We start from the raw sequence: 22,825 nt of genomic DNA, 5'->3' as shown, positions 1-22,825 counted from the left end.
AATCCCGTTCCACTGACCGGCGAGGCGTGCGGAGTCGTCGCAGAAGGGCCATCACCGGCCTTATGCGGCGCTGCAAATCGCATCTCTATTCGATCACCTCGTCGGCGCGGGCGAGCAATGAGGCAGGTATTTCGAGGCCAAGCGCCTTTGCAACCTTGAGGTTGATCACTAGGTCGAACTTGGTCGGCTGCTCTACCGGCAGATCGGCAGGCTTGATGCCTCTGAGAATTTTATCGACGTAGCCGCCTGCACGCCGGAGCAGATCGGCTATATCGGGGCCGTATGAAATCAAACCGCCATTGGTGGTGAACAGTCGGAAGAAGTAGAACGCGGGCAGACGATGCTCCGCCGCCAGCGCGGTAACTCGTGTGACGTGATTAACGGTCAATTCATCGGCAAAAGGAAAAATTGCATCGGCGCGCTGGGCCGCGGCAGAAGCAAAGGCAATGTCGAGTTCCTCCACCGTGGTCGCCTCCAGTACCGGGATAGTGACGCCCAGCTTCCGAGCGGTTTCGGGCAACTCCTCGGCTACGATGAACCTGTGATCTGCATTGCTCAGGTTGACCAAGACCGCGATTTTTGAGGCGGCAGGAACCATCTCCCGCAGGATTTGTATTTCTTTGCTCAAGAAATTTCCCGGTACGAGGGATGTTAGACCCGTTATGTTGCCGCCGGGATGCGACAGGCTTTGGACGAGGCCATGCCGCACGGGCTCGACCACAGCAAAGAAAACAATCGGAATGCTGGCAGTTGCCGATTTCAGGGCTAGGGCTTCCTGCGCGCTCGGGCCAACGAGCACTTCGGGCTTGAGCGCGACAAGCTCGTTCGCTAGAGGCACTACGCGCTCGGCGTGCCCCTCGGCGGATCGGTAATCAACGATCAGGTTCTTCCCCTCGATCCAACCATGATCGCGCATGCTGTCCTGCCACACCTTGTAGTTTGGCAAGTACAGGGGCGCGGTATCAAGATAGCCAACCCGGCGAGGCGGTCCCTGTGCCCACGAACGTCGTGGCGAAACAAGCAGTGCTGCAGTAGCCGCTATGAATTCCCTCCGCCGCATGTGTCCCTCCCTCCAAGGACCACGCCAGTAGGATTGCAGAGTAGCACTTTGTGGGACGCCTAGTGCGCCTTCATGTCGCCTATGGGCAGGCTCGACCTCACTCCGATGGTATTATCGGCATCTACCAACATCGCAGCCCGCTTCCCGCCGCTGCGGTCTTGACGACGAACAGGGCGAGCCCGCTGGGCCATGGTGGTTTCCTTTCGGGTCGTGGTACGATTAATTTGGTGCGGCAGCGATCCCTATGCCTGCGACGGAAATGGGTTGCTGTGGAACGACGGTCTGTCTGCCGCACACTCTCGCGAGGGGCCGATGACCAGCACCGTTTACTCTTCTGACATTCGGAAGCCTGCCGAAGAGATCGAGCTGGAGGACATCATCTGCGAGTGCCTAGGGCCGCGTGTTCAGGCAAGCGCACTGCACGTCGGGCCCTTGGAGTGGCAGCATGACTGCCGACCAGTTCAACGCCGTTCTCAAAAAGCTCGGCTTCGGCTCCGAGCACCACCGCTCCAACGGTCAGAGAATTCGCCGAGAAGCTCCAGCTCGGCGAGCGCAGCGTGCGGCACTGGGCGTCCGGCCAGTGGCCGGTGCGATGGCGGCGCTGCTCAAGCTGAAGCCGAAGACCGACCTCAAGATCCAGCGTGCTCGTCACGCTGGCGGGCCTTTCTGTTTTGGAGCAACTGCGATCCGAGCAAATTTCTTTAGCGCTGCGTCAATTGCCTTGAGCTGTTGACTGCGAGAAGGTCTTCCTCTCCCTAGCTTAGGTACCGATGGTTTGGACGCTCTGGCAACAAGCAACAGGTCGCTGCCGCAGCTGACGCATTCGTAGAAACCTAGGTCAAAACCCTTTGCGACAGGAAAAGCGCCCCTGAGCACTCGGGGTTGGCTACAAATCAGGCATACGGTTTCGCTGCTCAAAATAAAACATCCGGAAAGCGATCTGACTGCAATAAGCACGATGTTAGCCCGTGAGACCGGGCGGGCTACAATCTGAACAACATCCAGACCATCGCAGCTAACCAAGCCGCAAGCCAAACAACCGAAGCCACGAACAACGGATCATATCGCCTCAGGAGTCTGGAGCCGCGCCCTAGTGAACCGCGATGCTTTCGTGCGAGTGTGTTGATTATCGCAGCCGCTTTTTGTCGTGCTTGCATGGCTCCGGGCGTTAGCGCATTGCGGCCAAAAAAGCTCCCTATCATGCGCCAAAAAATTGAGATTTTGAGCCAGCGTCGCGCCGAAGCTCAGCGAACGTCTCTTAGATTGCGGAACGCTGTTGGCGTCGACCTAGTCCAGCGAGCAAAGGCATGTGTGAAGGAGCTAACCTCACTATAGCCCAACAGCCAAGCGACCTCGGAAATCGGAAGGTCTCGTTCCCGGAGATAGCGTTGGGCAAGCGCACACCGAAACTCCCCAAGCACGCCAGAAAAGGCTGTATCCTCGTCGGACAATGCACGAGCAAGGGTGCGGCGGCTAATGCCAAGGCGGCGCGCAATCTCTGACGCATTGGCCTTGCCGTGCGGAAGCAATTGCGCGATCTGATCTTCAACGCGAGATCGGATGCCCGTTCGTCGCGGCGCTCGGTTGCCGAGGGCTTCATCAGCATATTGAAGCAGCAGCTTGTTGAGATGGACATCGGCTCCAACGACGGGCAACGCGCCGATCGGTGCGGGAAATAATATCTCGTCGCTATCCGCCTAAAAGTTGATGGCGCATCCCAAGTGGGGACCGAGCCTCATCGAGAACGGACGACCACCAAACCACCACACCCGCCAGGCAGGTCAGTAGGATCGGGAAGAGAAGAAAGGGCGCGCCCATCTTGCGGGACTTTTTGACGTTTTTTGTCGATAGAACAAGGCTTTGAATCGCGCGTTCGCAGTCCGCCGAAATGGGTTCATCGATACCTCGCCCGGCGGCTGGCCAGATGGGACCAGATCACTCATACCGAGCCCTGTGAGGCAGCGCCGGCCGACGCTAACGCCCACAGCTCGTTCAATCCGGAATATCCACTCGTTTGCTGACAACCGTGAAGGCGTCCGTCGCGCGCAAAAGCGTCGGCAGGCCATGTACGCGGAATCTGCTGCCGTCTTCCGAGACCCAGGCGACCTTTGCGCGCTCGCCGTCAGACCATTCAATGGTATCATCAGGCATCAGCTTCGGAATCAGTTGGGTAATCATTGGGCACACGCTCCTTGCCTTTGATCTCGGCTCTCCTCCGCCGGCTTAGGCCGCAGCGGAGCAACCTCGCCGGCTGGTTGTTCAGGTGAGACCAGATCACTCATACCGACCCCTGTGGTGCAAATCATCAGTTTGCCATCATATCATATGTGACGCCTTGCTGTAATTTCACTGAAGAGAGTGGGGGGCAACGTCCTTTGAAATATTCGTAACACCATCCGGGTGGGTGTCGAGAGCAAACCCGCCAGCGAGGATTCAACCAAGCGAGACCGCCTGCGCCACCATAAGGCCAGCACCCAGGACGCAGATTAGGCCGCCAAAAAGCTCAAAGACCGACGGCCCGGGGCGGCCCACCGCTAACAGCGCAAGGATGGTCGCAATGCCGAACCGAATGCCCTGTGGCGTGAGGCTATCCCACCCGATAATATCCCAGCCGATAACTGAAAGAAGAGTCATTTCCTGGCTCCTGTATTTGAAACCTTTTGTTGCCCGGATTTCCGCGCACGCGTGGCGGGTGACAGCGTCGAAGGTGCGTCTGGCGGAGGCGACTGAGGCAGAGCGCGTCGAAAGATCGCAGCCGCCCGTGTAGGGCCCTATCGCCAGTCAAGGCTCGTTGACGATGCTCGGTGGAGAATACTTGCCATGGCTCTCGCCGTCCTCGACGTAGCCACGCTCCCACGCGCCAGAAGCGAGAAAGCCCGCATAACTCAATCCTTCATCCCCGACAAGCCGAGTCGTCGGCCCAAGCCGCTGATTGAGAAGTAGCGTCGCAAAGCAGCGGAGCAGCTCTGATCTTGGCTCGTCCTGTTCAACCCACAGAAATTGCCCCAATCTCGCTGACCTCGAGGAAGATATGTTGAAGCGCCGGCGGGCGCCGATATCACCGCAAGAAGCGCCGCCAGCGGCTGGCGGCACACCGCCGACGGTTGCGGTAGGACTGAAACAAAAGAGGCCGCCGACCAAGGCGGCCCAACTGCTGTCGCCACCGCTAGCAGGATAACGACTACGACGATGGCGATGCCTTCACCCCCAGGGTGCCCCTGAGCCGCAATAATTGGCCATTCCCTGACATGCAAATCTGCGAAACGCTTGAGCCCGACTTAACCGCAACCTTACGCCGGTGGACGATACGGATATGCGCACCGCGAACGGTCCGCCAGCTATGGGAAATTCTAATCCGAGCCATTTAACCTCCAAGGTTCAACGAACAGTAACGGTTGTCTCAGCAAGGTGTATTCCAACACACGCCCGGGATAGCCGATCCCAAGGTCAACGACCGTGATGCGCGTCACTGGAACTTCGGCCACATGACGAAGGCGTTTCTAGGCATCACCGCGGCGAGCAATGTGGCACCGAAGATCGCGACAGCAAGACATCCGCGCCGGGATTGAATGCGAATCGACGGTGGCGGGATAGGACGTTGCCGCCTTGCTCATTGCACCATATCTGGGGCGCCATTGAGATCAGGCGGGTAGGTGACCTTCATTGACCGCGGAAATTAGCCGCGGTCTTGCTATGATGCTGATCGATTGGCTATGGAGATGAAGCACTAGACCGGTGAGGTAGCGGATGTGATCGGTCGTCTCGGTCCCGCACGCTCAGCTCCTCTATGCTGCACACGGCGACGCGTACAGGTTCTAGGAATTCCGACGATTGCGAGCGATCAACAGGCCGAGCTGCGGTCGGTGCGGCTTCTCAACCACGTAAAGCCGGCGAACTACTCGCGCCGCAAAGCAGCGAAGAACTACGCAGTAGTTTGATAAGAAACGAAAACGTTCCTGGCACTCGGCTGTTTATTTTGGGAACGAGCTCCGAAAGCCGAGGGTTGTTATGCGACGGAGGAAATTGCCATGCTTGTGTTTTGGTTGCCGATCATAATCTTCGAATCGATGCTTGAAGCAGACCTGAATCAGCGCAAAGCAGGCGATCCATCGGTGATCGAATAGTGAGGGTTCGAATTACGCTCTGCAATATGTGATTGGGATCACGGCCCCAACGCGTGACTTGTAAGAGTGTCTCGTCGAACAGTTGTTTGGGGTTCTTCGAGAAACACACTATGAGCATCGTGATTCAAAGACTTAATGGCTTGTGGCACCTTGTCGTCGGGTCGTGCCAGCTCCGAACTCCCTTCCTGGAGACTCAGGACCGGGAGCTGGTCGTTATGTACGCCCGCCGAGTTTACCCTGGCGCCAAAGTCTTCGAACGCGACTGATCCTAACAGCGACGCGCTCGAGCGAATGTTGTCTCGTATTTGAGTGACCGGCAATTTCCCAGGAGAGGCCTTGCGGGGCACTAATTTCAATCGGGAAATCTCATGGACACATCGCGAAGTGTCCAGACGAGATCAAGGAGCGACGCTCTCGCGCAATCGGCGGAGCTGGGACCGGAGCCGCTCGCAGCCCAATTCCAGCTCGAACTTGGTGATCGCCTCAAACGTAGGTTCAGCGCGCACGCTCAGCAACCGCGCCATGTCGCGGGTGCAAGTATCTTCCAAGCGGGCAGACTCGTTCAGTGCCTGCAGCTTCGGAGCGGCTTGCGGCGCCGCATTTCCGCCAGAAGGCGGAGCGGTATTGCTATCAATACTCTCAAACAGACGCTGCACTTGTGGACGGAGCCGCTTGCAGGTGACCTCGCGTTGGAAGTTGGTGATCTCGTCCGGCGCTGGGTTGGCGCGCAGACGAGCCAGCCTCGCTTCGTCGCGGACACAGGGGTCCGTGATTTCGGGGGCGGGCTGCGCGGGAAGCGGCGGCTTGGGCAGGTCCGCCTTCGCAGCCGGTGGCGCGCTTGGCGGCGTTGGATTGATCACGGTCGGCTTCGGCGCGGCCGGCGCCAGAACTGGCGGAGGGGCCAGGGGCGGCGGTGCCGGCGCGACAATTGTTGCACCCAACTGGGGCACTAAGGAGATGGTTGCGCCGCCGAGAGAACCATAGATGAACGGCTCCTGCCGTCCACCGGTCATGGCGATAACCGCATCGCGGACACGACCAAGTGCGATACGAATGTCAACGCCGGGCTCGGCAAGGTATCTCAGCAGCGCGGTCGCATAGGGACTGTTCACGCCGTCGCCGTCGTAGGAAATTGAGCCGGCTTTTGCGGCGTAGGCCACCAGCGTATCGGCACTGACTTCATCAAGCCTCGCGAGCCCGCCTCTGGTCGGCGAGCGACTTGCGGATCGCAGCTTGGCCGCAAACGGGTTGTCGCGGCAGGCGTCGAGTAGTATCAAACGCAGGCGACGTACCGGTTGCAGCGCCCAGATGATGCGATCGATCGCGATAGCCTCGTCGTCGACGTCGTAGTCGTGGCTCAGCTTGGCATCCATCGGTATCAGATAATTCATGCCGCCGATCTCGATGCCGTGACCGGCGTAATAGACCACCGCCACATCGGCGTTCTCTGCAGTAATGAGAAACTCGCGCACAGTGCGCTTGAAGTCGACGACGCCGAGATCGTTGCGCGAAATGACGACGTCGAAACCGATAGATTTGAACAGCGCTGCGATCGCTTTGGAGTCGTTGCCGGTATTGGGTAGCGTCGGTGCGTTCGTATAGGCGGAGATTCCGACGACCAGGGCCACGCGACGCTCCGCTGCGGCCGCATCGGCGAACATCGCGCTGACGATGAGGCAGAGGACGTGGATCAAGAGCCGGCGCGGTTTCATTGCTGCATCAATATCCGTAACTCCGCGAGGAGCGATGGCGGTATTTGCGCTTTGCCGGCGGCTGGCCGTTCTCCGTCACGGTGACGTTGATGATGTCGGAGAACATCGCCGCATCGAGCGGCACGCGGGCGAAATCGGCGAACAGGAGGCGCAGTTTGTGCTGGCCGATCGGGAGCGTGATCTTCGCTTCGATCTGGCCAGCGCCGAAGTGCAGGTGGTTGAAGTAGTTCAGGAGCGGCTGGTCGAGCGAAGGCAACTCGGCATCGACAAGCAAACGATGATGACAGGTGTTGGGTTTGTCGTAGCCCGCGGGCGCCACGCCCATGTTCAACAAACCGAAGCGGATCACCGGTTCGGAGAAATATAGAAGCCGTTCTTGGGATAGATGAAGCCGCGGCGCGACCGTCGCCTTGCCGGTCACGGCTGCTATGCAACATTGGATGTGACGTGTGCATACTCCCGATCGTTAGAGCCGACCGGAGATCACAAGATGAAATCCGCCGTCTTGTCTGTGAGTTTTCTCACAATCCGCAAATTCTTTAGAGAGGCCGCTGCACGATTCCGGGAGGCAAGAGCTTTACGTAGTCTTCCCAAATGTACCGTTTGGAGCAGCAGGCTGTTCGATTGTGTCCGGGCTGCGACGGAAGTCCCGTTGGACGAGTATCGCTCCGGCGAAGGCACGCCGGATGATTGCTGTCGTGATCGCATTCACCTCTGACGAAGAAGTATGAATGATGGCTCTGACAGCATGGCAGTCTCTCAGTGCGGCTTGCCGAGCACGAATGCGAACGGCAGAACGAAAATCTCGTCGCTGACATGCAGGGCCCACTGCCGCCATTCATCCAGATTGGCGGCTACGACGAGGGATCGCACCCTGCGGGTGGCCTCCTCACACGCCTCGATCAGGTCGGATACGAATGTACCGCGACGATCCATCAGTGACTCCCTTAGCGTTCGAGCCATGGAAATAGACCGGAGTCATGTACGCCTCCTTGCAACATCCGGGCGAGCAAGCTCGACCCTGCATGCCAGAGACATACTGGGCCGCAAAAGGGATTGTCCGTGATCATCCGCAACATCGTGCGGTTTGGGAGCCTCGCGGGGCTGTGATCGGTCCGGCCTCAACTCACATTCACGGACGAGGCATGGATCCAACGTCAGCGCTAGGCCGATGGCTGGGGCGTCAGCCGTGCTGCCCCGTCGTTAGCCGAACCTCCGCGGCAGCTGTCGTACCTGCGTCCCCTCGGCCGCGCCCGCCATCGCTGGAACCGGGCGCATTGCCGTCGGAGATAGCAGCAGAACGCTGCATCATCTTGCAGTGCTTGGAAACGCGACATAGGGAAGAGGCTCGGAAGCCTGTCGATTAGTGGCGGGGCTGAATTGCCCCGCCAGTGACCTACAGAGGGCCGTACGAGCATTTCTATATTTATCGGCTAGTCTAGGTCGTTACCCCGCGGCCATAAATAGAGCCCACGGCCATTTCTGAGCGATGCAGCGGTGGCTTTAGGGTGGTTATGAACACCACGAAGCACAGCGCTCCGATTGCGAAGATGATAAGACTAAAAATGCAGTTTAGGTTCATCCGTGTTCCTCGCCGCCTTTTTGTCTGGGGCTGCATCATGCAGCCATGAACCCGATGATGAAGAGATTGACCCGAATCTTCCGTGACGGCGCTCACAATGTAGAGCCTCCTCTGCCTTCCCTGAGTCCCGCAGCGTCCATTTGCTTGGCTACTTCGCGATGGTGGCGCGGCTGCATGCCGTGGCGGACGGGATAGCGTTCTGCGACAATCTTGGCAGCATGCGGGAAATGCCTTGTTACGCTCGACATCGGCGGCCCTCTGCGCTGGTCTTGGCTTACCCTTGCGCCTGCCGGCGGCGGCGGTCTTCGTTGCGTGCGATGGCCGCGAGTATGTCGAGCGGCATTCCCATCGAACACGTGGGCCGTGAGCAAGCCATTGCCGCCCGTGATTTCCGTCACAGATAGAAAAGCCACCCTTCAGTATGGTTCGAGCCACATGTTGTTGATTGCAACCCCTGAGGAGGAAATTTATGAGTGAAATGCGTGAACTGATCGATACGGACCTCGACGCTGTGTGTGGAGGGCATCACGGGCATCACGGGCATCATGGGCATCACGGGCTTTTTAGCTTCGGCAATTTCGGCAATATCGTCAATTTCGGCAATATTTTCATACAGGAAAACATTGCCGTGCAGATTGCTGTGGCTGTCGGCGCTAACGCCACCGCCGTCAATCTGCTCGGTGGTCAGCAGAACTCCGGCTTTATCAGCCGGGCAGCCGCAGTTTAGGCGAGTCGTGATCATGATTGACCTTGAAGAGATTGACTTGTCTGCAGCACCGGGCAGGGAAGACAGAGATTTGTGAGTGCCGTCACGGAAGATTCGGGTCGATCTCTTCATGGTGCGGTTCGCATGATACAGTTCTAGAACTAATGGAGCGAAGGTGACCCTGAACCACACTTTCAGTCTCATGACCTTCGCGCTCTTAGCGCTGTGCTTCGTGGCGTTCGTAGCCACCATAAAGCCGCAACCGCTGTATCACTCAGAAATGGCTATGGGTTCGATCTATGAGCGCGCCTTCAGCGCCGGAAGTTCTTGAATCGACCCGGCGGTCAGTCATGACGCCTCCAGGGCGCGCTGCACGGTGCTGGTGCCGACGCCGATCGTGCGGGTGATCGTGAGAATGCCCTTGCTTTCGCTGCGCAGCCGCCTGATGCGTCTTTGCAGCTCGACCCTGCTTTCATCCCCCAGCGCTTCTCATCAGCGCTTCTGTGGCCGTCCTTGCGGCTGTCACGGCCTAGCTTCACGCCGTTTGCCTTGGCGCGTGCGAGGCCGGCATTGACGCGCTCGACGACATGGCCTTCTCGACTTCGGCAAACAAGCCGCACATCTGGAACATCGTGCGCCCGAGGGGGGCGTGGTGTCGAGCGCCTGCTGGTGCAGGTACAGGTCGCACTTATTTCACGGCCTGGAGGTCGCCAGGAAGCGACCAGATCCTGCAAGCTGCGGCCGAGGCGATCAACGCTCCAGGCCGTGATCATGTTGATCTAGCGGGCGGTGACATCCTTCAGCAGCCGATCGAAGCCAGGACGCTTGTTGTGGCCGTTGGAGCCGCTGACGTCGGCGTCCTTGTAGAGGCCGACGATCACCCAGCCCGAGCGCTCGGCGACCGCCTCCAGCTCGCGGCGCTGGTTCTCCGTGGTCTGTCCGTCGGTGCTGACACGCAGATAAATGCCGACACGCTTCATGGCTTGCTCCAACGTGGAGCTTCATTTTGATGCTCGCGAAAAGCCCGTGAATTCAACGGGCGCCGGCGAAGTGGGGCGACTACGCCGAGCCATCGCCAATGGGGGCCGGCAGCGGTCGCGCGGGCGAAGAGGGTTGGGACAGCGGGACAGGCGCTGAGGAGGCCACCTGTCCCGCCGCGCTTACCGCGAACAGTAAACTGCTACGGTGCGCTAACTGCTGGATGACAACATATCGGCCTCTCCTCGACTGTGATGTACGGCACTGCGGCAAGTCAAGGCCGGAGCCGACCGTCGGTGATGGGATTTAGCGCCACGCGCTATGGGTCGAGCCCCTACGCTCAGGGCAAGGACAATGACGACGTCGCGGCAACGGCGTCAGCGGTTGATGGGATCGAGGCTGCTGTCGTGGGTAGTAGGTCGGCGCAAGGGCTTAGGCGGAGGTTTGGGCGTTTGGGCTGCTTACGCGATGATTGAATTCCCGGTGACCCAACGTGGAGGGTACGTCAGGGATGATGTAGGGCTGCCGGGCACGCGACCAGTTCGTTCGGTCCGGCGAACTGGTCGCGAACTACGAGGCAGAGGCGCAAGGAGGTATCAACCTGAGTGCCCCTGGTCACAGTCTGCGCTAGATTGAGTGCGGTAATGCAGCGTCAATGATCAGAAGTCCGGCGGATGTACCCGAGCCTGCTGATCCTCGAGAGGCCCCGACGTGCATCGTCGGGGCCTCTATTTTGGGTGCAATCATCAGCACACAATGTCGGCTCTTGGACGCGAAGCATAATCATATGCTTGATCCGAGCCGTACCCGGCAATGACCCGAACCTGGCATCTTGTGGCCGACTTCGAGGGTGCCCGAATTCGTCACGGTTGGCGCAATCCAAAGAGGTTGTTAGTCGGCGGCCTCTGTTCGATTCGCTTTGGTCGATCCCATCCCCTACCTAAAGTTCATCAGTCCAGCCGAGCTAGATTACCTGCAATGTAACAGATACGAACAAGAGTTTTGGTCTCAGAGCCTTCCGACCATGAGAAACGTTCAAGCTCTGGTGTTGTATTGGCGACCGTGCCGTATTTCTGGTCATTCGAAAGCTGATACACGCGATGATAAGAAGCATCAGTCGAGACCTGGCGGCCAGCGGTTGGCCCGTAATTGACCGTAGCATTGTAACTCCTCGGCGTCGGGATCGCGGTAAAGGAGTTGTTTACGACGGGAGTGTGAATGAAGGAGTACGAAAAAGCGCCAGCACTCACTGTGGCTTTGGCGGGCGGCGGCGGAGGCATGTTCCCCCATGTTCCAGATGTACTGCCAATTCCGTCGCCATTGAAAGTCAATCGAGCCTGGAAGTTGCCCAGTACCAAGCGCTATCGGTGCCATTCGCAATCGTCGGATTTCCCTCGCTGTCGTTTGCAAATCCAGACGGGGCCACTAGACATGTCGAAGTGCCAGCGACGGCATAGGTGCCTTTCAGATTGTCGCCAGCAAAAGCCGAAACCGACATATTGGCGAAGATCAATACCATTGCGATTTTGTAATTGTGTCTCGTGGCATTCCCTCCTGTTGCGCGATTTCAATTCAGGCGATGGCCCCCTCAATTCGAGCAAGCGTTGCCCTAGGACAGTCCCCTGCGTCGGTGGGACACCCACGAAAGATAGCACAACAATCATACGTTGATGTCAGCTGAACAAGCGGCGGTAATGTGCGCACGCGCGTCATCACGCCACCTGTTGGGCTGACGGGCGCTGGTATTACGCAACTGGTAGCGGCATTGGCCGCATCGACATGCTTTCCGGCGGCGCGACAGGGACTGGATCAATCCCCGTTAGGCGTGAGCACCCTGGTCGGCCAAGTCGCCACAGGCGCGTCTTCGAATGATCCGGGATCAGCTTGTCGTCCGAGAGCCGCTGTAGGGCGCGAGGCGGTGGCTGGCGGTACTATCAACGTTGCTTCGATCTCGATCCCGACGTTGACCCAGACTCTTCTTCAGAATAACTCGCTCAACCAGACCGGTGTTGCTCTCGGCGGCTCCGTTGTCCAGGTGGCCGGCCCTCAGACGAACACCGGGGTCCAGGCTGGATCCATCAGCTAAGTCGGCAATGCCCGCGCACTCCACGGGCTGCTCCTCCCGAGGGGAGCGGATACTCATTATCAATCGAGAATTCTTACGGACACAAGAACCCTCGCGCAATGAACTACGGGAAGAGGTCTCGACACGGTCTCGATGCCCAGCAGCCACACAATTGATCTTGCTCTTTCAAGAACGCGCTTTCGTTCGCTACAATCCCAGTCGTAAGACTGTGATGCTGCACATGATGCTTGCGGATGATCGCCCGCCCCGCCGTTAGACTAGCGATGACCGGGTTCAAGCAACTGCCGCTTGGCAAAATCCGCAAACGGACCCGGAACGCTCATGAGCTCTGCGTAGCTTCCAGTTTGCACGACTTTGCCGCGCGAGAGCATGACAATACGATCTGCATTGCGCACGGTGCTGAGGCGATGCGCAATCACAATCCGCGTGATGCTCAATCGTTCCAGCGAGGTGCCGATGATGCTCTGGGTTTGGTTGTCGAGTGCGCTGGTTGCCTCATCAAACAGAAGAATCCGTGGTGAGCGCGCAAGAGCCCGGGCGATCAATAGCCGCTGCCGCTGACCGCCCGACAGCGTATTCACGCCTTCCGCAACCAGCGTATGCATTCCCATCGGCATCTGCGCGATGTCGGCATCCAGCGCCGCCAATCGGGCGGCCTCCCACGCCTTCTCCAGCGGCAAATCAACGCCGCCGCAAATGTTTTCGTAAAGGCTTCCGGTTGCGAGCTTGGTATCTTGCAGCACCACCCCAAGCTGCCGGCGCACGGCGCTGATGTCGAGCGTGTTGAGCGCCTTGCCGTCGTAAAACACCGTGCCGGCTTCTGCGCGCTCAAAACCGAGCAGCAAACGAAAGAGCGACGATTTCCCGCTACCTGAGGGACCGACGACTGCGACGTAGTCACCCGTCGCAATGCTTAGGCTGACGTCATCCAGGACCTTCGGCCCGCCTTGCATATAGCGGAAGACGACGCCGGAAAGTTCGATCTCTCCGGATAGCTCTCCGGGCGATCGCCGTTCCTCAGAGATTTCGGCAGGGGTCGAAATCACGGGCTTCAGTCGGCTGAGGTGAGGAATCGTCACCAGTGATTCGCTGACGCTTGAGGCCCAACTACCTATCGCGGCCGTGGCCTGTCCGAACGCTGCCAGAAAGGCGAGGAATGCACCGAGATCGAGCAGGACGTGACTGTTTGTGTAGGAGGCAAGCGCAAAGATTGTCAATGTCGCCAGCATCGAAAAGGCGATGTCAAAGGTGCCCAGGGCGTTGGCCGCTTGCTGCGAGGCGATGAAAAATTGTCTCTGAATGGCAAATTGTTGCGACCATCGCGCTAACGCGCGCTCCGTTGCGCCGGCCACCCGCAACTTGCCGACGCCCGCAATCAATTGTAGCACAAAGCCGCTGGCCTTGCCTTGCAGGTTGAAATGTTTAGTTTCGTAGTAGAGTCGCACGGCGCTCGTGGCAAGAATTGCAGCCGCTCTGATCAGCGTGAGCAGCAGTGCAATGCTGCCCAGTCGGAGGTCATAGTAGAGCATCAGCCCAATGCTGAAGAGAGAAAAGAACGAGGCCGTAAAGCCGCCGAGCACACGTCCGGTGAAGATCCGGCGAGTGGCGTCGATGCCCATGGCGCGATCGACCAAATCGCCGCTTGTATATTCGCGAAACAGAGAGGTGGGCAGGCGCAGCAATCGGTCGATCACCGCGGCCTGCAGCTTATAGTCGAGCAGACCTTCGAGCCTTAACGTGACCCGTCCTTGCATCATCTGCAAACTTGCCATCGCCACAGCTGTGACCGTCAGCGCTAGCGCACAAACAGCGAGCTGATCGATCTCGGTGCGAGGGATAACCGAATTGACCAGGACATTGGTGAGCAGTGGCGGGATCAGCGACAGTAGCCCGATTGCCACAACAGCCAACGCGATGCGCGCGATGCTGCTGGAAACGCCTCGCATCGCAAAGGCGAGCAGATCGCGATATTGGAGCGGGCGGAACGGCAACACTGGATAGAAAGTGATGGCCTCCGGCTTGAGCTCGCCGGCAACGGAGCGATCGACCAAGCGATGTCTTCCGCCCTTTGGGTCGAACACCGTGTAGGTGTTCGCCCGCTTGCGCACCAGAGCCACTGGACTACGTTCCTCTCCATGCCAACCGAGGAGCGGTCCAGCATCGGTCTTCCACCAGACATCGCGCAGGAGCACACGGCGGATCCGCAATTGGGCTGTGCGAGCGATCTCCAGAATGTCGCTGAAGGCCTGTCTTGTGGGTTGAGCGCGCTGCGAAAGCCTAACCGGTATTCCCAGTTCTTCTCCGACAACGCGGCAACTGCGAAGCAGCGGGTCTGTCGGGTCCCATTCGGATTGCGTACGATCGGCTTTTCTGACCACGACATCAGAGAGCCGCTCAAACGAGTCGAGCGTTTGCGACACAATGAGTTCGCCACGGCGGACCAGGCGTTCCCGCTCTCGAATGACGCCCTCTGCGAGGCTGCGCTCGAGATGGGCAATAACAGCCACCTGGAATCGATCAATCGCGGACCAGAGAACCAGGGAATCTGGCGGGTACGGATCGAGACGCAATTTGCACCCGTGCTCGCCGGCTTCCACCCACATCCCACCGGTCAAAGGGAAGGGAGGCTGTCCGGGAGCGAAGCTCGAGCCGACGTTCATGACCTTTGCTGTCCCGGTTTCGAGGTGTGCCCACAGGAGGTCCCGCATCGGACCGCGACGGCGCTCGCCCGGGTGCAGTTCAATCGCCTCACCGCTCACCAGCTCGGAAATGGCTTCGTTTGGCGCCGAGCGGACCATGAACGTCGCCAATTGGGCAATCCAGCCAGACACAGGACCAAAGGACGCAGCCCTGCGCGGCACCTCCAAAAGCTCAGTCCCGGGGGGGCCGACGGCGATGATTTGCAACCGGCTACCCGAGGTTTCGCAGGCATTGTGCAGGTCCAGAATGCATTCGCCGTTTTCGACTCGAAACAAATGCTGGCGCGTGCCTGACGGCTGGACTGCAAACAAATCGACGTGACCGGCTGCCACTTGAAGAACGTGCTCTTGGTCGCTGAGAAGCATCGGGCGCCGCGCATCGAGCGCGGTCCGGTGTAACAGACCGATCGGCACCTCGCGTTGATGCCCAACGAAATCCTCGCCGGCAAATCGATCGGTCATTCGCGCGCCACCAGTTTGGCATAGGAGGCCTGAAGCGCAAGAAGCTCTTCATGCGTGCCGCGCTCAACGATGCGCCCGCGTTCGAGCACGATGATTTCGTCGCAATCGCGTATCGTGCTCAAGCGGTGGGCGATGATGATGCAGCTGCAACCTCTGCGCCGCAGGTTGTCGTCGATGGATTTTTCCGTGATCGGATCGAGGGCAGCAGTTGCTTCATCCAGGACAAGGATCGAGGGATTGCAAACCAGAGCTCGGGCGATTTCGATGCGCTGACGCTGGCCGCCGCTGAAGTTCGTACCGCCTTCGTTGACGTGGCAGTCATAATTGCCTGGTCTGATCGCAAGGTCTTGATGAATCAGCGCGTCCTTGGCCGCTGTCAACAGATGGCGCTCGTCGGTTGTTGAATCCCAGAGCGTCAAATTGTCTCGCGCGGTTCCCTCAAACAGAAAGACGTCCTGGTCGACGTAGGCGACGGAGTTCGCAAAAACGTCCGCAGGGACGTCCGTCAGCCTACATCCGTCAAAACGAATCTCGCCGGACCAGGGTTTGTACAATCCGCAGATCAGCTTGCCGAGGGTTGATTTTCCGCTGCCCGACACGCCAACGAGTGCCACGCGTGAACCGGCAGGGATCACCAGCGAAAGATCCGCCAAAAGCGGCGGCTCGAGCACCGAATAGCCGAAGCTGATGTTGTGAAGTTCGAGTCGGCCGGTAAGCTTGGGCGGCAAGGCATCCGCATGTGTCGGCGGTTGCGGCGCTAGCGGGTATCGGTAGACATCCTCGAGCCGTTCGAGCGCTCCCTTGATGGTTTGCAGGCCGCCGAAATAATTAACGAGGTTGACGAAAGGCTCGGAGAAACTCAATGCTAAGGATTGGAAGGCCACGAGGCTTCCCAGTGTCAGGGAGCCCTGAATAACCCGCAAGCCTCCGACACCAAGAATCGCTGCGATCATGAGGCCCGAGAGCAGGGTCGGGACCATGTCCAATATGATGGCGGAGGCACCGATCCTCTGTTCGGCGTTGAGGGTTTTGGCTTGAAGACCGGCCCACCGGCCGAAGGCGTCGTCCTCCAATCCACTTGCTTTGATGGTTTCGATGGTCCGCACCATGCTCACGGTCGCCCCGAGCAGCTTTCCCTGATCGAGCGCCAGCCGATAGCTCAGTTCCTGGCGGCGTGAAGCGACAAGCCGCAGGAGAAGAACATTTACCAAAGAGATTGCGACGCAAAGCGCGGTCAGGCTAACGTCGTAGACGGCCATGGCCGCGGCGAACAAGACCACCGACATCAGGCTGAGCGCATTGGCGGCAATGCCGCTTGAAAGCAGTCGGGCGATCTGTTCGTTGGCTGCAATACGGCCTGCAATGTCGCCGGCGTGGCGTTGGGTGAAGAATTCCAGCGGCAGCGTCATAAGACGCCACAGAAAGCGGCTGGTCATCACGACCGCGAGCTTGGTCTGCAGCCGCAATAGCAGCGATTGGCGTATGGTGGTCAGAACGGCCCGGAAGGCGGCCGTCAGCGCCATGCCGATCAGGAGCGGCACAAGCCAGCTGCGCGTGTGCTGGATCAAAATTTCATCAACAAATATTTTTGAAAATCCTGCGGCAACAATATTGGGCAGGACCGCGACGATGCTGACAACAACTAGCAGGGCCACCGCCTCCTTTGATTGGCGCAGCTCCCGCATGAGCAGGCTTATGCCCTTCGGTTTGCTGCCAACCTTCTCGAAGCTTTCGCCCCGTTCAAACACCAGGACAACGCCGGTGAACGCGAGATCAAGCTCGACCAGATCGATCCGCCGACGCCCGCTCGCGGGGTCATTTATGTAGGCGCGCTTTCTATCAATTCCTTCCAGGACCACGAAATGGTTGAAGTTCCAGTGAATGATGCAAGGCGTCGGAAGCTCGGCAAGTGCCGGAGGTTCGACGCTGTAGCCCTTCGCCGTGAGGCCGTATCGGCGCGCCGCTCTGATGATATTGCTCGCCTTGCTGCCGTCGCGCGATACGCCGCATGCGACACGAAGCTGCTCCAACGGAATCCACGCACCGTAATAGCCGAGAATGATGCCAAGCGCCGCCGCACCGCATTCGACGGCTTCCATCTGCAGGATCATGGGTGTCCGCCGGGTGCGTCGGCGTGGCAACCAGCTCGCCATGCGGCTGACGTAAGATTTGGGCCGACCGCGCTCGCTGATTGGCTGCTTTGGAGAAGGCTTATCCATCAATTCCCGTGAGGTGCTTGAGCAGGGGTATCACCAGATCGAGGGGGCGCTGCCGGCGTGTTGTGATCTCGGCCCGCGCCAACGTTCCGCTCGTGAGATGAATGTTCGGCCCCTTGCCAACGGCCCATCGATAACCGGTTGGAGTGGAGGCGTCTTCATAGAGCGCAACCGTCGCGGCGTAGGGTGCACCGTCGTGCGAGAAGCGTGAAACCAGGCTTTCGTTATGCAGCAGCGCGGACATGCCCTGCGGCGTCATCGGGAAATCAGAGATGCTGATCACGTTGCCCAGCATCATGCCAAATTCCTCGCGCTTCACCGTGCTCGGCTCGAGTTGCACCTGCATGCCAGGCTTAACCTGTTTGCCCCGTTCCGCGGGAACATAGACGACGGCTTGGAGCTTGGCGCCTTCGCTTTCGATCGCAATCACCGGTGTGCCGATGGCTAGCACCGAACCGGGCGAAATCTTCACTTCCAAAACCCGCCCGTCCATCGGGCTGATCACTTGGGTGTTCTGGCTCAGCTGTTCGGCTGCGGCATTCATTTGCCGCCGGGCCTCGTTGAGGGCAAACTCGGACTGCTGAATTTCACGCCCGCGATCCGTTTCCAGATCCGTCTTCTGCGACCGCAACTTTAAAATCTCGTTTTGGGCGTCAGTACGACGCTGTTGCGCGTCGGTCAGCTCCTGGCGTCGCTCTTCCAGATTGCGCCGCGTCGTGTATCCCTTGGCCAGCAGATCCTCCAGGTTCTTGACGTCGACGGTGAGATATTCGATGCGCTGGCTCGTTGCCTTGATCACCTGTTGCAGGGCGATTTCAAGTTTTGCAAAGTTCTGGCTCTTGGCGGCGAGTTCGCTTTCAGCTTTCGACACCCGGTCGGCGTGCTCCCGCTCGCGTTCATGAAATACCTCGGTCGCTGCGTTGTGCTTTTGCTGGATGTCGGTTTGAACGATCTGGGCGATGGGCTGATCCTTACTGACGTGATCGCCCACCGTGACTGCGACCGACTGCAGCCGTCCGGCAGCGGCCGATACGGCGTCGACGACCTTACCGCCACTGCCGATCAGGATTCCGTCGCCCGAGACGCGAGTGGGCACGCGCCCGAAAATGCCCCACAGCACGGCCGCCACAAGCGCAATGCACAGCACAAGGGTAAGAATCCAGTCAGCGGGCCTGGTGATAACAACGAGATGATCGAGCTGCTCGGGAGACGCAGCCCGGTCTAGGGCCGCGGTGCGAAACGCCCGTTGCGGCCCGTCGGTCATGCTCGTATGCTCCGGCTTTGGGAGCGGTTCAGACGCCGACATGTCTGCACGCAAAGCAAGTGTGAACTGAAGTCGACGATGGCCGATCTTTGCACAGAAACAACCATCTAACAATAAGGGGTGGCAGGGGAAGGACCAATTGGGATGCACGGCCTGATCACGAGATTTTCGTTCCCAGCGCGAGCGCACCGAAAGATGCTGGCGGCAAGCTTGGGGCTTGGGCTGTTCCTACCCAGTGTGTGCTGTGCGGGCGTCCTGTCCGAGAGCGATTTCAGGCAGGCGGAGAGCCTTAGGCCGCTCTTTGCCAACCTCATGAATGACCTTGTCGCAACCGTAAAGCGCCCCGATGTTTCCAGCGAGGACGCCGACTGTGTCAACTCGACTATCCGGGAACTTCTTCAGATCTCCGACGAACTAGCAAGCTACGAGTATCTGATCACGATGGAGAAAGATCTGACCGACTTTGGCGACAAAAATCCAATGCGGGATATCGTCAAGTTTGCCGTCGACACGAGCAGCACGATCCTGATCAGCGAAAGAAGACGGTTAGTTCAGATATCCGAGCGGTGTACCAAATATCCGTTGGGGCAAGGCAAGACTCAGCAGGCCCTAACCATCATCGACGCGACGACAGGCATATTGGCCTCCATTCGAGCTCGCCTTTGACATGGGCGAATAAAGCCGCCGCGCAGTAAGCGACTCCCGCGTCCGGAGATGCAGCGAAGGACTATTTGCTGATCCTAGTGGACGATGAAGCGCGCCCAGATCAGCCAGTGAGTAGCAGAGCACCATCGAGAACACCTTGGTGGCGCTTTTCGGGTCTTTGATCGCGTGCTCTCGATGCGCTAAGGGGGATTGATCCAGTAACCTGTCGCACCGCCGGCAGTGGGTGTGCGGGCAGAAGTGCGTGCAAAAAAACCCGCCACCCCCGGGAGCAGCCCGTGCGGGCATTCCCGATGGCGGGGGGCTTTATTGCATTTTACAGTTAGGAACCGAGGATTCCTTGGAAACCGAAGTTTCCTGCACTACCGATCCCGTTCAAAGCGTTAGCGTCGCCGCCGAGGCTGGTAGCCGCAGCGACCTGCACGGGAATGGTGTTCTGTACGGAGTTCTGTATGCTGATCGGTACGTTGACCAACCCGCCGCCGCCAGCCACCACCTCGAGGTCCATTTCCGTTAGTTCACAGATTTCAGTCATGGCTTGCCTCCTTAGGAGAAAAGCCCGCACACCCCTCGAGAGCAGCCCATGGAGAGTGCGGGCATTCCCGACTTAGCCGTGGCTCACAATCCCGACCAGGGTCGCGCTGTTGATCTGATTACCGATCGCGTTGACAGCGGTGGCGGGCGAGTTTTTGCCGCTGGAGGTAGCAGTGGCGCTCTGGTCGGCATAGTTATACTGAACGTTGGTCAGGTACTGGTCCACATCAAAGCCGCCAGCAACCGCCTCGAGGTCCGTATCGATGAGTTCACGAATCATAATTTGCTCCAAAGAGTTTGTGTTTGGTCTGTATTTGTGAACAACACTGGCTCGAAGCGAACCAGTGCCTCACTGCCCGTATAGATGCCTGAAGACGGATTTTTTATCTGTGAGAAAAATCACGTCCCGCAGAGAAGCCTGCCCGTGCGTTTCTTTGAGCCGGACCGCCTTTGTGCCGGGCGGGTGATTGAAAGCCACCTAAGCCTCTCCTGAATGGAGTGTGCTCAGACGCGCTGCGACTGCCACAACGCGCACATCAACATCCAGTTGGGATCGCAGATGGTGCGAGTCATTTGCCCGCGATGCGCAGCCGCTTCATCGCGCGCATGACTGACATCGCATTCCAGGCATCACCGCCGCGCGGCGGCGGAATGTTGCGGCTGGTCAGAGCAATTTCGCGATATGGCTTGCCCCGCATCGCCTCGAGGACAGGCTTTAGCTTGGCATCGCGCGGCCCTCGCGGCCGCGCCGTATGTCGCGATCAAGCTGCCGTATACGCTGCATTGAGGTGAGCGATGGCAAAATGGCTCGACCGACTGGAAGACGCCGGCCGTCCTGCAGCGTGGCGTTGTAGAGCAGCCGCTGCCCCTCAAGGATCGCGTCGAGCGCGCGGTGTTGTGCGCGCGTCGGTCGAAGGCCGTATTGGAATGACAGGAACATCAGTCAAATATCGCGGCTCTCAGCTATAGTGCAAGGCGCGGCTTGCCGCGGCCGTCGGCGGCTCTGCCTATCCGTAACCGCCCATCATCCTCGATGGTGTCGAGAGTGGCGACCCGATCTTAGCTGCTCTCACCGTCGGTGATCCCGACGTGGCGCGGCATGGCAGGGCCTCCGGGCCAAGAGTTGCGCGGGCGTGATCGGGGCGCGCTCTGGCCTCCTATCCAACAACAGGAGGTCTAAATGCCTAAACTCCGTTTCGGTCACGCGCCCGGACATGTCCGGGACACGGCATGTGATGCATTCTGGGCTTGGCTTGAGTGGGACGGTAGCTTGCCGGAACCAACGGTCGAGTACGAGATCGCCTACGTGCCGCGACAAATCTCGATCTCGCGCGCGTGTGGCCTGGTCTGGAATTGCACCGATATCGTGCCGGGCGATCTGTTCGATCGGTGCAAGACGCTGCCAGCACCTACGAGCCAGCAATTACGATGCGGACCTACGCCGCCTGCGCGCGCTATATCCTTGGGAACATCAAGGCGTTTGCGACAACCGCTTAAAGGCTCTCTGCGCTCGCAAAAAGAGCCGGGCGGGCGCTGATAGATCGCTCGCCCGGCATCAACCTGTCCGCGCGGTTCCCATCGCCGCGCGATCCCGGCCTGACGCCGTTCCGGAATTTCCGGTGGTCGCGCGCGGGCTCGCCGAAGGTTCAAAGACACACCCGCGCAGACCACCGACGAGGCCGAGACGATGCGGCTTAGAACGACATCGCTCCAGGCCCGCTCTCTTGCAGCTCGAGCCAACCGCGCTCGACCGCTAGTTTGATTCCGGTGCCGAACTCCGGGCCGGTGGCCTTCAGCGAGCAAAGGAATGGCGCGCTGATCTTCTTGGATTGCGCCCATCCTGCACGGGCTCGATGCCGGCGGCGACCGGCTTATTCTAGTTGAAGTCGGAATCCGCTGCGGAGGGCGGCGGCAAGGCCGCAGCGCGGCCAAGCGCTTTTCCGGCCCTTGTGCTACAGACAGCGGCCTAGAGTTCGGGCGCATCAGTGGCCTTCCCCGGAGCCCCGTAGGATCGGGACACAACGGAGGACACACGAAACAAAGACCATTGTTTTCATTTAGAAAATTACCGTCCCGCGTCCCCCGCAAGGAGAGAAGGAAAAAGGGCAGCGATCTCTCTCAAATCACTTCTGCGGAGGTCTGAGATCGAGCGACGTCAGCTCGATCTGCGGCCGTGCGGCTGGGCTGATCCCGGGTCTGGCCGTGAGCTCTCCATGCGGCCGAGCGCTACCTGCGGCCTTACGCGCATCCGCTGTGTATTCAGCGAAGGCGGACTTTTGGCGTGGCAACCTGTCACTCGGGCAGGCCTTCAATCGCAACGATTCGAAATTTGGCGCCGCTCTGTCGAACTTTTGCGGCCGATTGGTTTTCGGGTGACTCGTACCAGCTGCGAACTGCATCCAGGCTTGGGAATTGCAGAATAGCCATACAACACGGCGCGGAGCCTGCTCCCTCCAGAAGGAGATTATTCTGGCTGCGAGCCAGGTAGCGCCCGCCGTACCTCGGCAAGATTTCCCGCGCGAGCTTTGCGTACTCGTTCTGGATCGATTCGCTTGCAGTGGTCTCAGTTCGCTCAATAATGACAAAGGCCGGATGCTGCTGCTCTGCAATCGACACGGTGCCAAGGCAAGTAAACCCGAGAACAAGCAGAAATCCGATCCACGATCGTGTCCCTTGGCGTGGTGTAGCTGAGTGGGTGTCACCACGTTCGCCGGCATGGGCCGGATCGGTCAGCTGGCG

18 protein-coding genes are annotated in these 22,825 nt (G+C 59.1%); 3 read left to right on the top strand and 15 right to left on the bottom strand.

Annotated features, from left to right (window positions below; genetic code table 11):
• Positions 1-85: 85 nt before the first annotated feature.
• Entirely contained in the window at positions 86-916 is an 831-nt protein-coding gene (locus SO156_RS43065) for an ABC transporter substrate-binding protein (RefSeq protein WP_498539070.1), read from the bottom strand.
• Between the two features lie 589 nt (positions 917-1,505).
• On the opposite strand from SO156_RS43065, the gene SO156_RS43060 reads away from it, so the two are divergent.
• Positions 1,506-1,793: a hypothetical protein gene (locus SO156_RS43060; RefSeq protein ID WP_458150818.1), complete on the top strand. Its 288-nt coding sequence runs from the start codon at positions 1,506-1,508 to the stop codon at positions 1,791-1,793.
• 511 nt (positions 1,794-2,304) lie between these two features.
• Here SO156_RS43060 and SO156_RS43055 read toward each other — a convergent pair.
• Positions 2,305-2,589, bottom strand: a complete 285-nt coding sequence (locus SO156_RS43055; protein WP_458150817.1) for a helix-turn-helix transcriptional regulator — start codon at positions 2,587-2,589, stop codon at positions 2,305-2,307.
• Here SO156_RS43055 and SO156_RS43050 point away from each other — a divergent pair, their 5' ends adjacent.
• Positions 2,590-2,739, top strand: coding sequence for a hypothetical protein (locus SO156_RS43050; RefSeq protein ID WP_458150816.1), 150 nt, complete (start codon positions 2,590-2,592; stop codon positions 2,737-2,739).
• Between the two features lie 313 nt (positions 2,740-3,052).
• On the opposite strand, the gene SO156_RS43045 is transcribed toward SO156_RS43050, so the two are convergent.
• The 10 genes from SO156_RS43045 to SO156_RS43000 form a co-directional block, all read right to left on the bottom strand.
• On the bottom strand, positions 3,053-3,238 hold the full coding sequence (locus SO156_RS43045) for a hypothetical protein (RefSeq protein ID WP_498539069.1): 186 nt from the start codon (positions 3,236-3,238) through the stop codon (positions 3,053-3,055).
• Positions 3,239-3,493: 255 nt separating this feature from the next.
• Positions 3,494-3,694 (bottom strand): hypothetical protein, encoded by a 201-nt coding sequence (locus tag SO156_RS43040; protein WP_498539068.1) that lies wholly within the window; start codon positions 3,692-3,694, stop codon positions 3,494-3,496.
• Between the two features lie 1,888 nt (positions 3,695-5,582).
• A complete protein-coding gene (locus SO156_RS43035) occupies positions 5,583-6,845 on the bottom strand; it encodes a caspase family protein (protein WP_498539067.1) in 1,263 nt (420 codons plus the stop codon).
• Between the two features lie 58 nt (positions 6,846-6,903).
• Complete coding sequence (locus SO156_RS43030) at positions 6,904-7,317, bottom strand: DUF4399 domain-containing protein (protein ID WP_458150813.1); 414 nt, start codon at positions 7,315-7,317, stop codon at positions 6,904-6,906.
• Positions 7,318-7,655: 338 nt separating this feature from the next.
• Entirely contained in the window at positions 7,656-7,832 is a 177-nt protein-coding gene (locus SO156_RS43025) for a DUF6894 family protein (RefSeq protein ID WP_498539066.1), read from the bottom strand.
• Positions 7,833-8,872: 1,040 nt separating this feature from the next.
• Complete coding sequence (locus SO156_RS43020; protein ID WP_458150811.1) at positions 8,873-9,388, bottom strand: hypothetical protein; 516 nt, start codon at positions 9,386-9,388, stop codon at positions 8,873-8,875.
• A 575-nt stretch (positions 9,389-9,963) separates the two neighbouring features.
• Complete coding sequence (locus tag SO156_RS43015) at positions 9,964-10,164, bottom strand: recombinase family protein (protein WP_498539065.1); 201 nt, start codon at positions 10,162-10,164, stop codon at positions 9,964-9,966.
• Positions 10,165-12,505: 2,341 nt separating this feature from the next.
• Complete coding sequence (locus SO156_RS43010; RefSeq protein WP_498539064.1) at positions 12,506-15,409, bottom strand: NHLP bacteriocin export ABC transporter permease/ATPase subunit; 2,904 nt, start codon at positions 15,407-15,409, stop codon at positions 12,506-12,508.
• Positions 15,406-17,520, bottom strand: coding sequence for an NHLP family bacteriocin export ABC transporter peptidase/permease/ATPase subunit (locus tag SO156_RS43005; RefSeq protein ID WP_458150809.1), 2,115 nt, complete (start codon positions 17,518-17,520; stop codon positions 15,406-15,408). Before SO156_RS43005 ends, SO156_RS43010 begins: the two co-directional genes overlap by 4 nt.
• 100 nt (positions 17,521-17,620) lie before the next feature.
• Positions 17,621-18,889 (bottom strand): NHLP bacteriocin system secretion protein, encoded by a 1,269-nt coding sequence (locus SO156_RS43000; RefSeq protein WP_498539063.1) that lies wholly within the window; start codon positions 18,887-18,889, stop codon positions 17,621-17,623.
• Positions 18,890-19,033: 144 nt separating this feature from the next.
• On the opposite strand from SO156_RS43000, the gene SO156_RS42995 reads away from it, so the two are divergent.
• The gene (locus SO156_RS42995) at positions 19,034-19,555 is read left to right on the top strand and encodes a hypothetical protein (RefSeq protein ID WP_498539062.1); all 522 of its coding nucleotides are present in this window, start codon (positions 19,034-19,036) and stop codon (positions 19,553-19,555) included.
• A 319-nt stretch (positions 19,556-19,874) separates the two neighbouring features.
• Here SO156_RS42995 and SO156_RS42990 read toward each other — a convergent pair whose 3' ends face one another.
• The 3 genes from SO156_RS42990 to SO156_RS42980 form a co-directional block, all read right to left on the bottom strand.
• Positions 19,875-20,087 (bottom strand): hypothetical protein, encoded by a 213-nt coding sequence (locus SO156_RS42990; protein WP_458151738.1) that lies wholly within the window; start codon positions 20,085-20,087, stop codon positions 19,875-19,877.
• Between the two features lie 72 nt (positions 20,088-20,159).
• Positions 20,160-20,366 carry a hypothetical protein gene (locus tag SO156_RS42985; RefSeq protein WP_458151737.1) on the bottom strand — a complete coding sequence of 69 codons (207 nt, stop codon included), beginning with the start codon at positions 20,364-20,366 and terminating at the stop codon, positions 20,160-20,162.
• A 2,012-nt stretch (positions 20,367-22,378) separates the two neighbouring features.
• On the bottom strand, positions 22,379-22,825 hold a 447-nt coding region (locus SO156_RS42980), incomplete at its 5' end, for a DUF1330 domain-containing protein (RefSeq protein WP_498539061.1).

The organism is Bradyrhizobium sp. UFLA05-125 (genome assembly GCF_059803515.1).
This window is presented reverse-complemented; position numbering and strand designations above follow the sequence as displayed.

What these genes read in the sequence shown, in the direction of transcription:
- SO156_RS43010 (WP_498539064.1), bottom strand. Translation starts at nt 15,409, where the DNA reads ATGACCGATCGATTTGCCGGCGAGGATTTCGTTGGGCATCAACGCGAG.
- SO156_RS43005 (WP_458150809.1), bottom strand. Translation starts at nt 17,520, where the DNA reads ATGATCCTGCAGATGGAAGCCGTCGAATGCGGTGCGGCGGCGCTTGGC.
- SO156_RS43000 (WP_498539063.1), bottom strand. Translation starts at nt 18,889, where the DNA reads ATGACCGACGGGCCGCAACGGGCGTTTCGCACCGCGGCCCTAGACCGG.
- SO156_RS43040 (WP_498539068.1), bottom strand. Translation starts at nt 3,694, where the DNA reads ATGACTCTTCTTTCAGTTATCGGCTGGGATATTATCGGGTGGGATAGC.
- SO156_RS43025 (WP_498539066.1), bottom strand. Translation starts at nt 7,832, where the DNA reads ATGGATCGTCGCGGTACATTCGTATCCGACCTGATCGAGGCGTGTGAG.
- SO156_RS42990 (WP_458151738.1), bottom strand. Translation starts at nt 20,087, where the DNA reads ATGACTGAAATCTGTGAACTAACGGAAATGGACCTCGAGGTGGTGGCT.
- SO156_RS43045 (WP_498539069.1), bottom strand. Translation starts at nt 3,238, where the DNA reads ATGATTACCCAACTGATTCCGAAGCTGATGCCTGATGATACCATTGAA.
- SO156_RS43065 (WP_498539070.1), bottom strand. Translation starts at nt 916, where the DNA reads ATGCGCGATCATGGTTGGATCGAGGGGAAGAACCTGATCGTTGATTAC.
- SO156_RS43015 (WP_498539065.1), bottom strand. Translation starts at nt 10,164, where the DNA reads ATGAAGCGTGTCGGCATTTATCTGCGTGTCAGCACCGACGGACAGACC.
- SO156_RS43035 (WP_498539067.1), bottom strand. Translation starts at nt 6,845, where the DNA reads ATGTTCGCCGATGCGGCCGCAGCGGAGCGTCGCGTGGCCCTGGTCGTC.
- SO156_RS43060 (WP_458150818.1), top strand. Translation starts at nt 1,506, where the DNA reads ATGACTGCCGACCAGTTCAACGCCGTTCTCAAAAAGCTCGGCTTCGGC.
- SO156_RS42985 (WP_458151737.1), bottom strand. Translation starts at nt 20,366, where the DNA reads ATGATTCGTGAACTCATCGATACGGACCTCGAGGCGGTTGCTGGCGGC.
- SO156_RS42995 (WP_498539062.1), top strand. Translation starts at nt 19,034, where the DNA reads ATGCACGGCCTGATCACGAGATTTTCGTTCCCAGCGCGAGCGCACCGA.
- SO156_RS43020 (WP_458150811.1), bottom strand. Translation starts at nt 9,388, where the DNA reads ATGAGACTGAAAGTGTGGTTCAGGGTCACCTTCGCTCCATTAGTTCTA.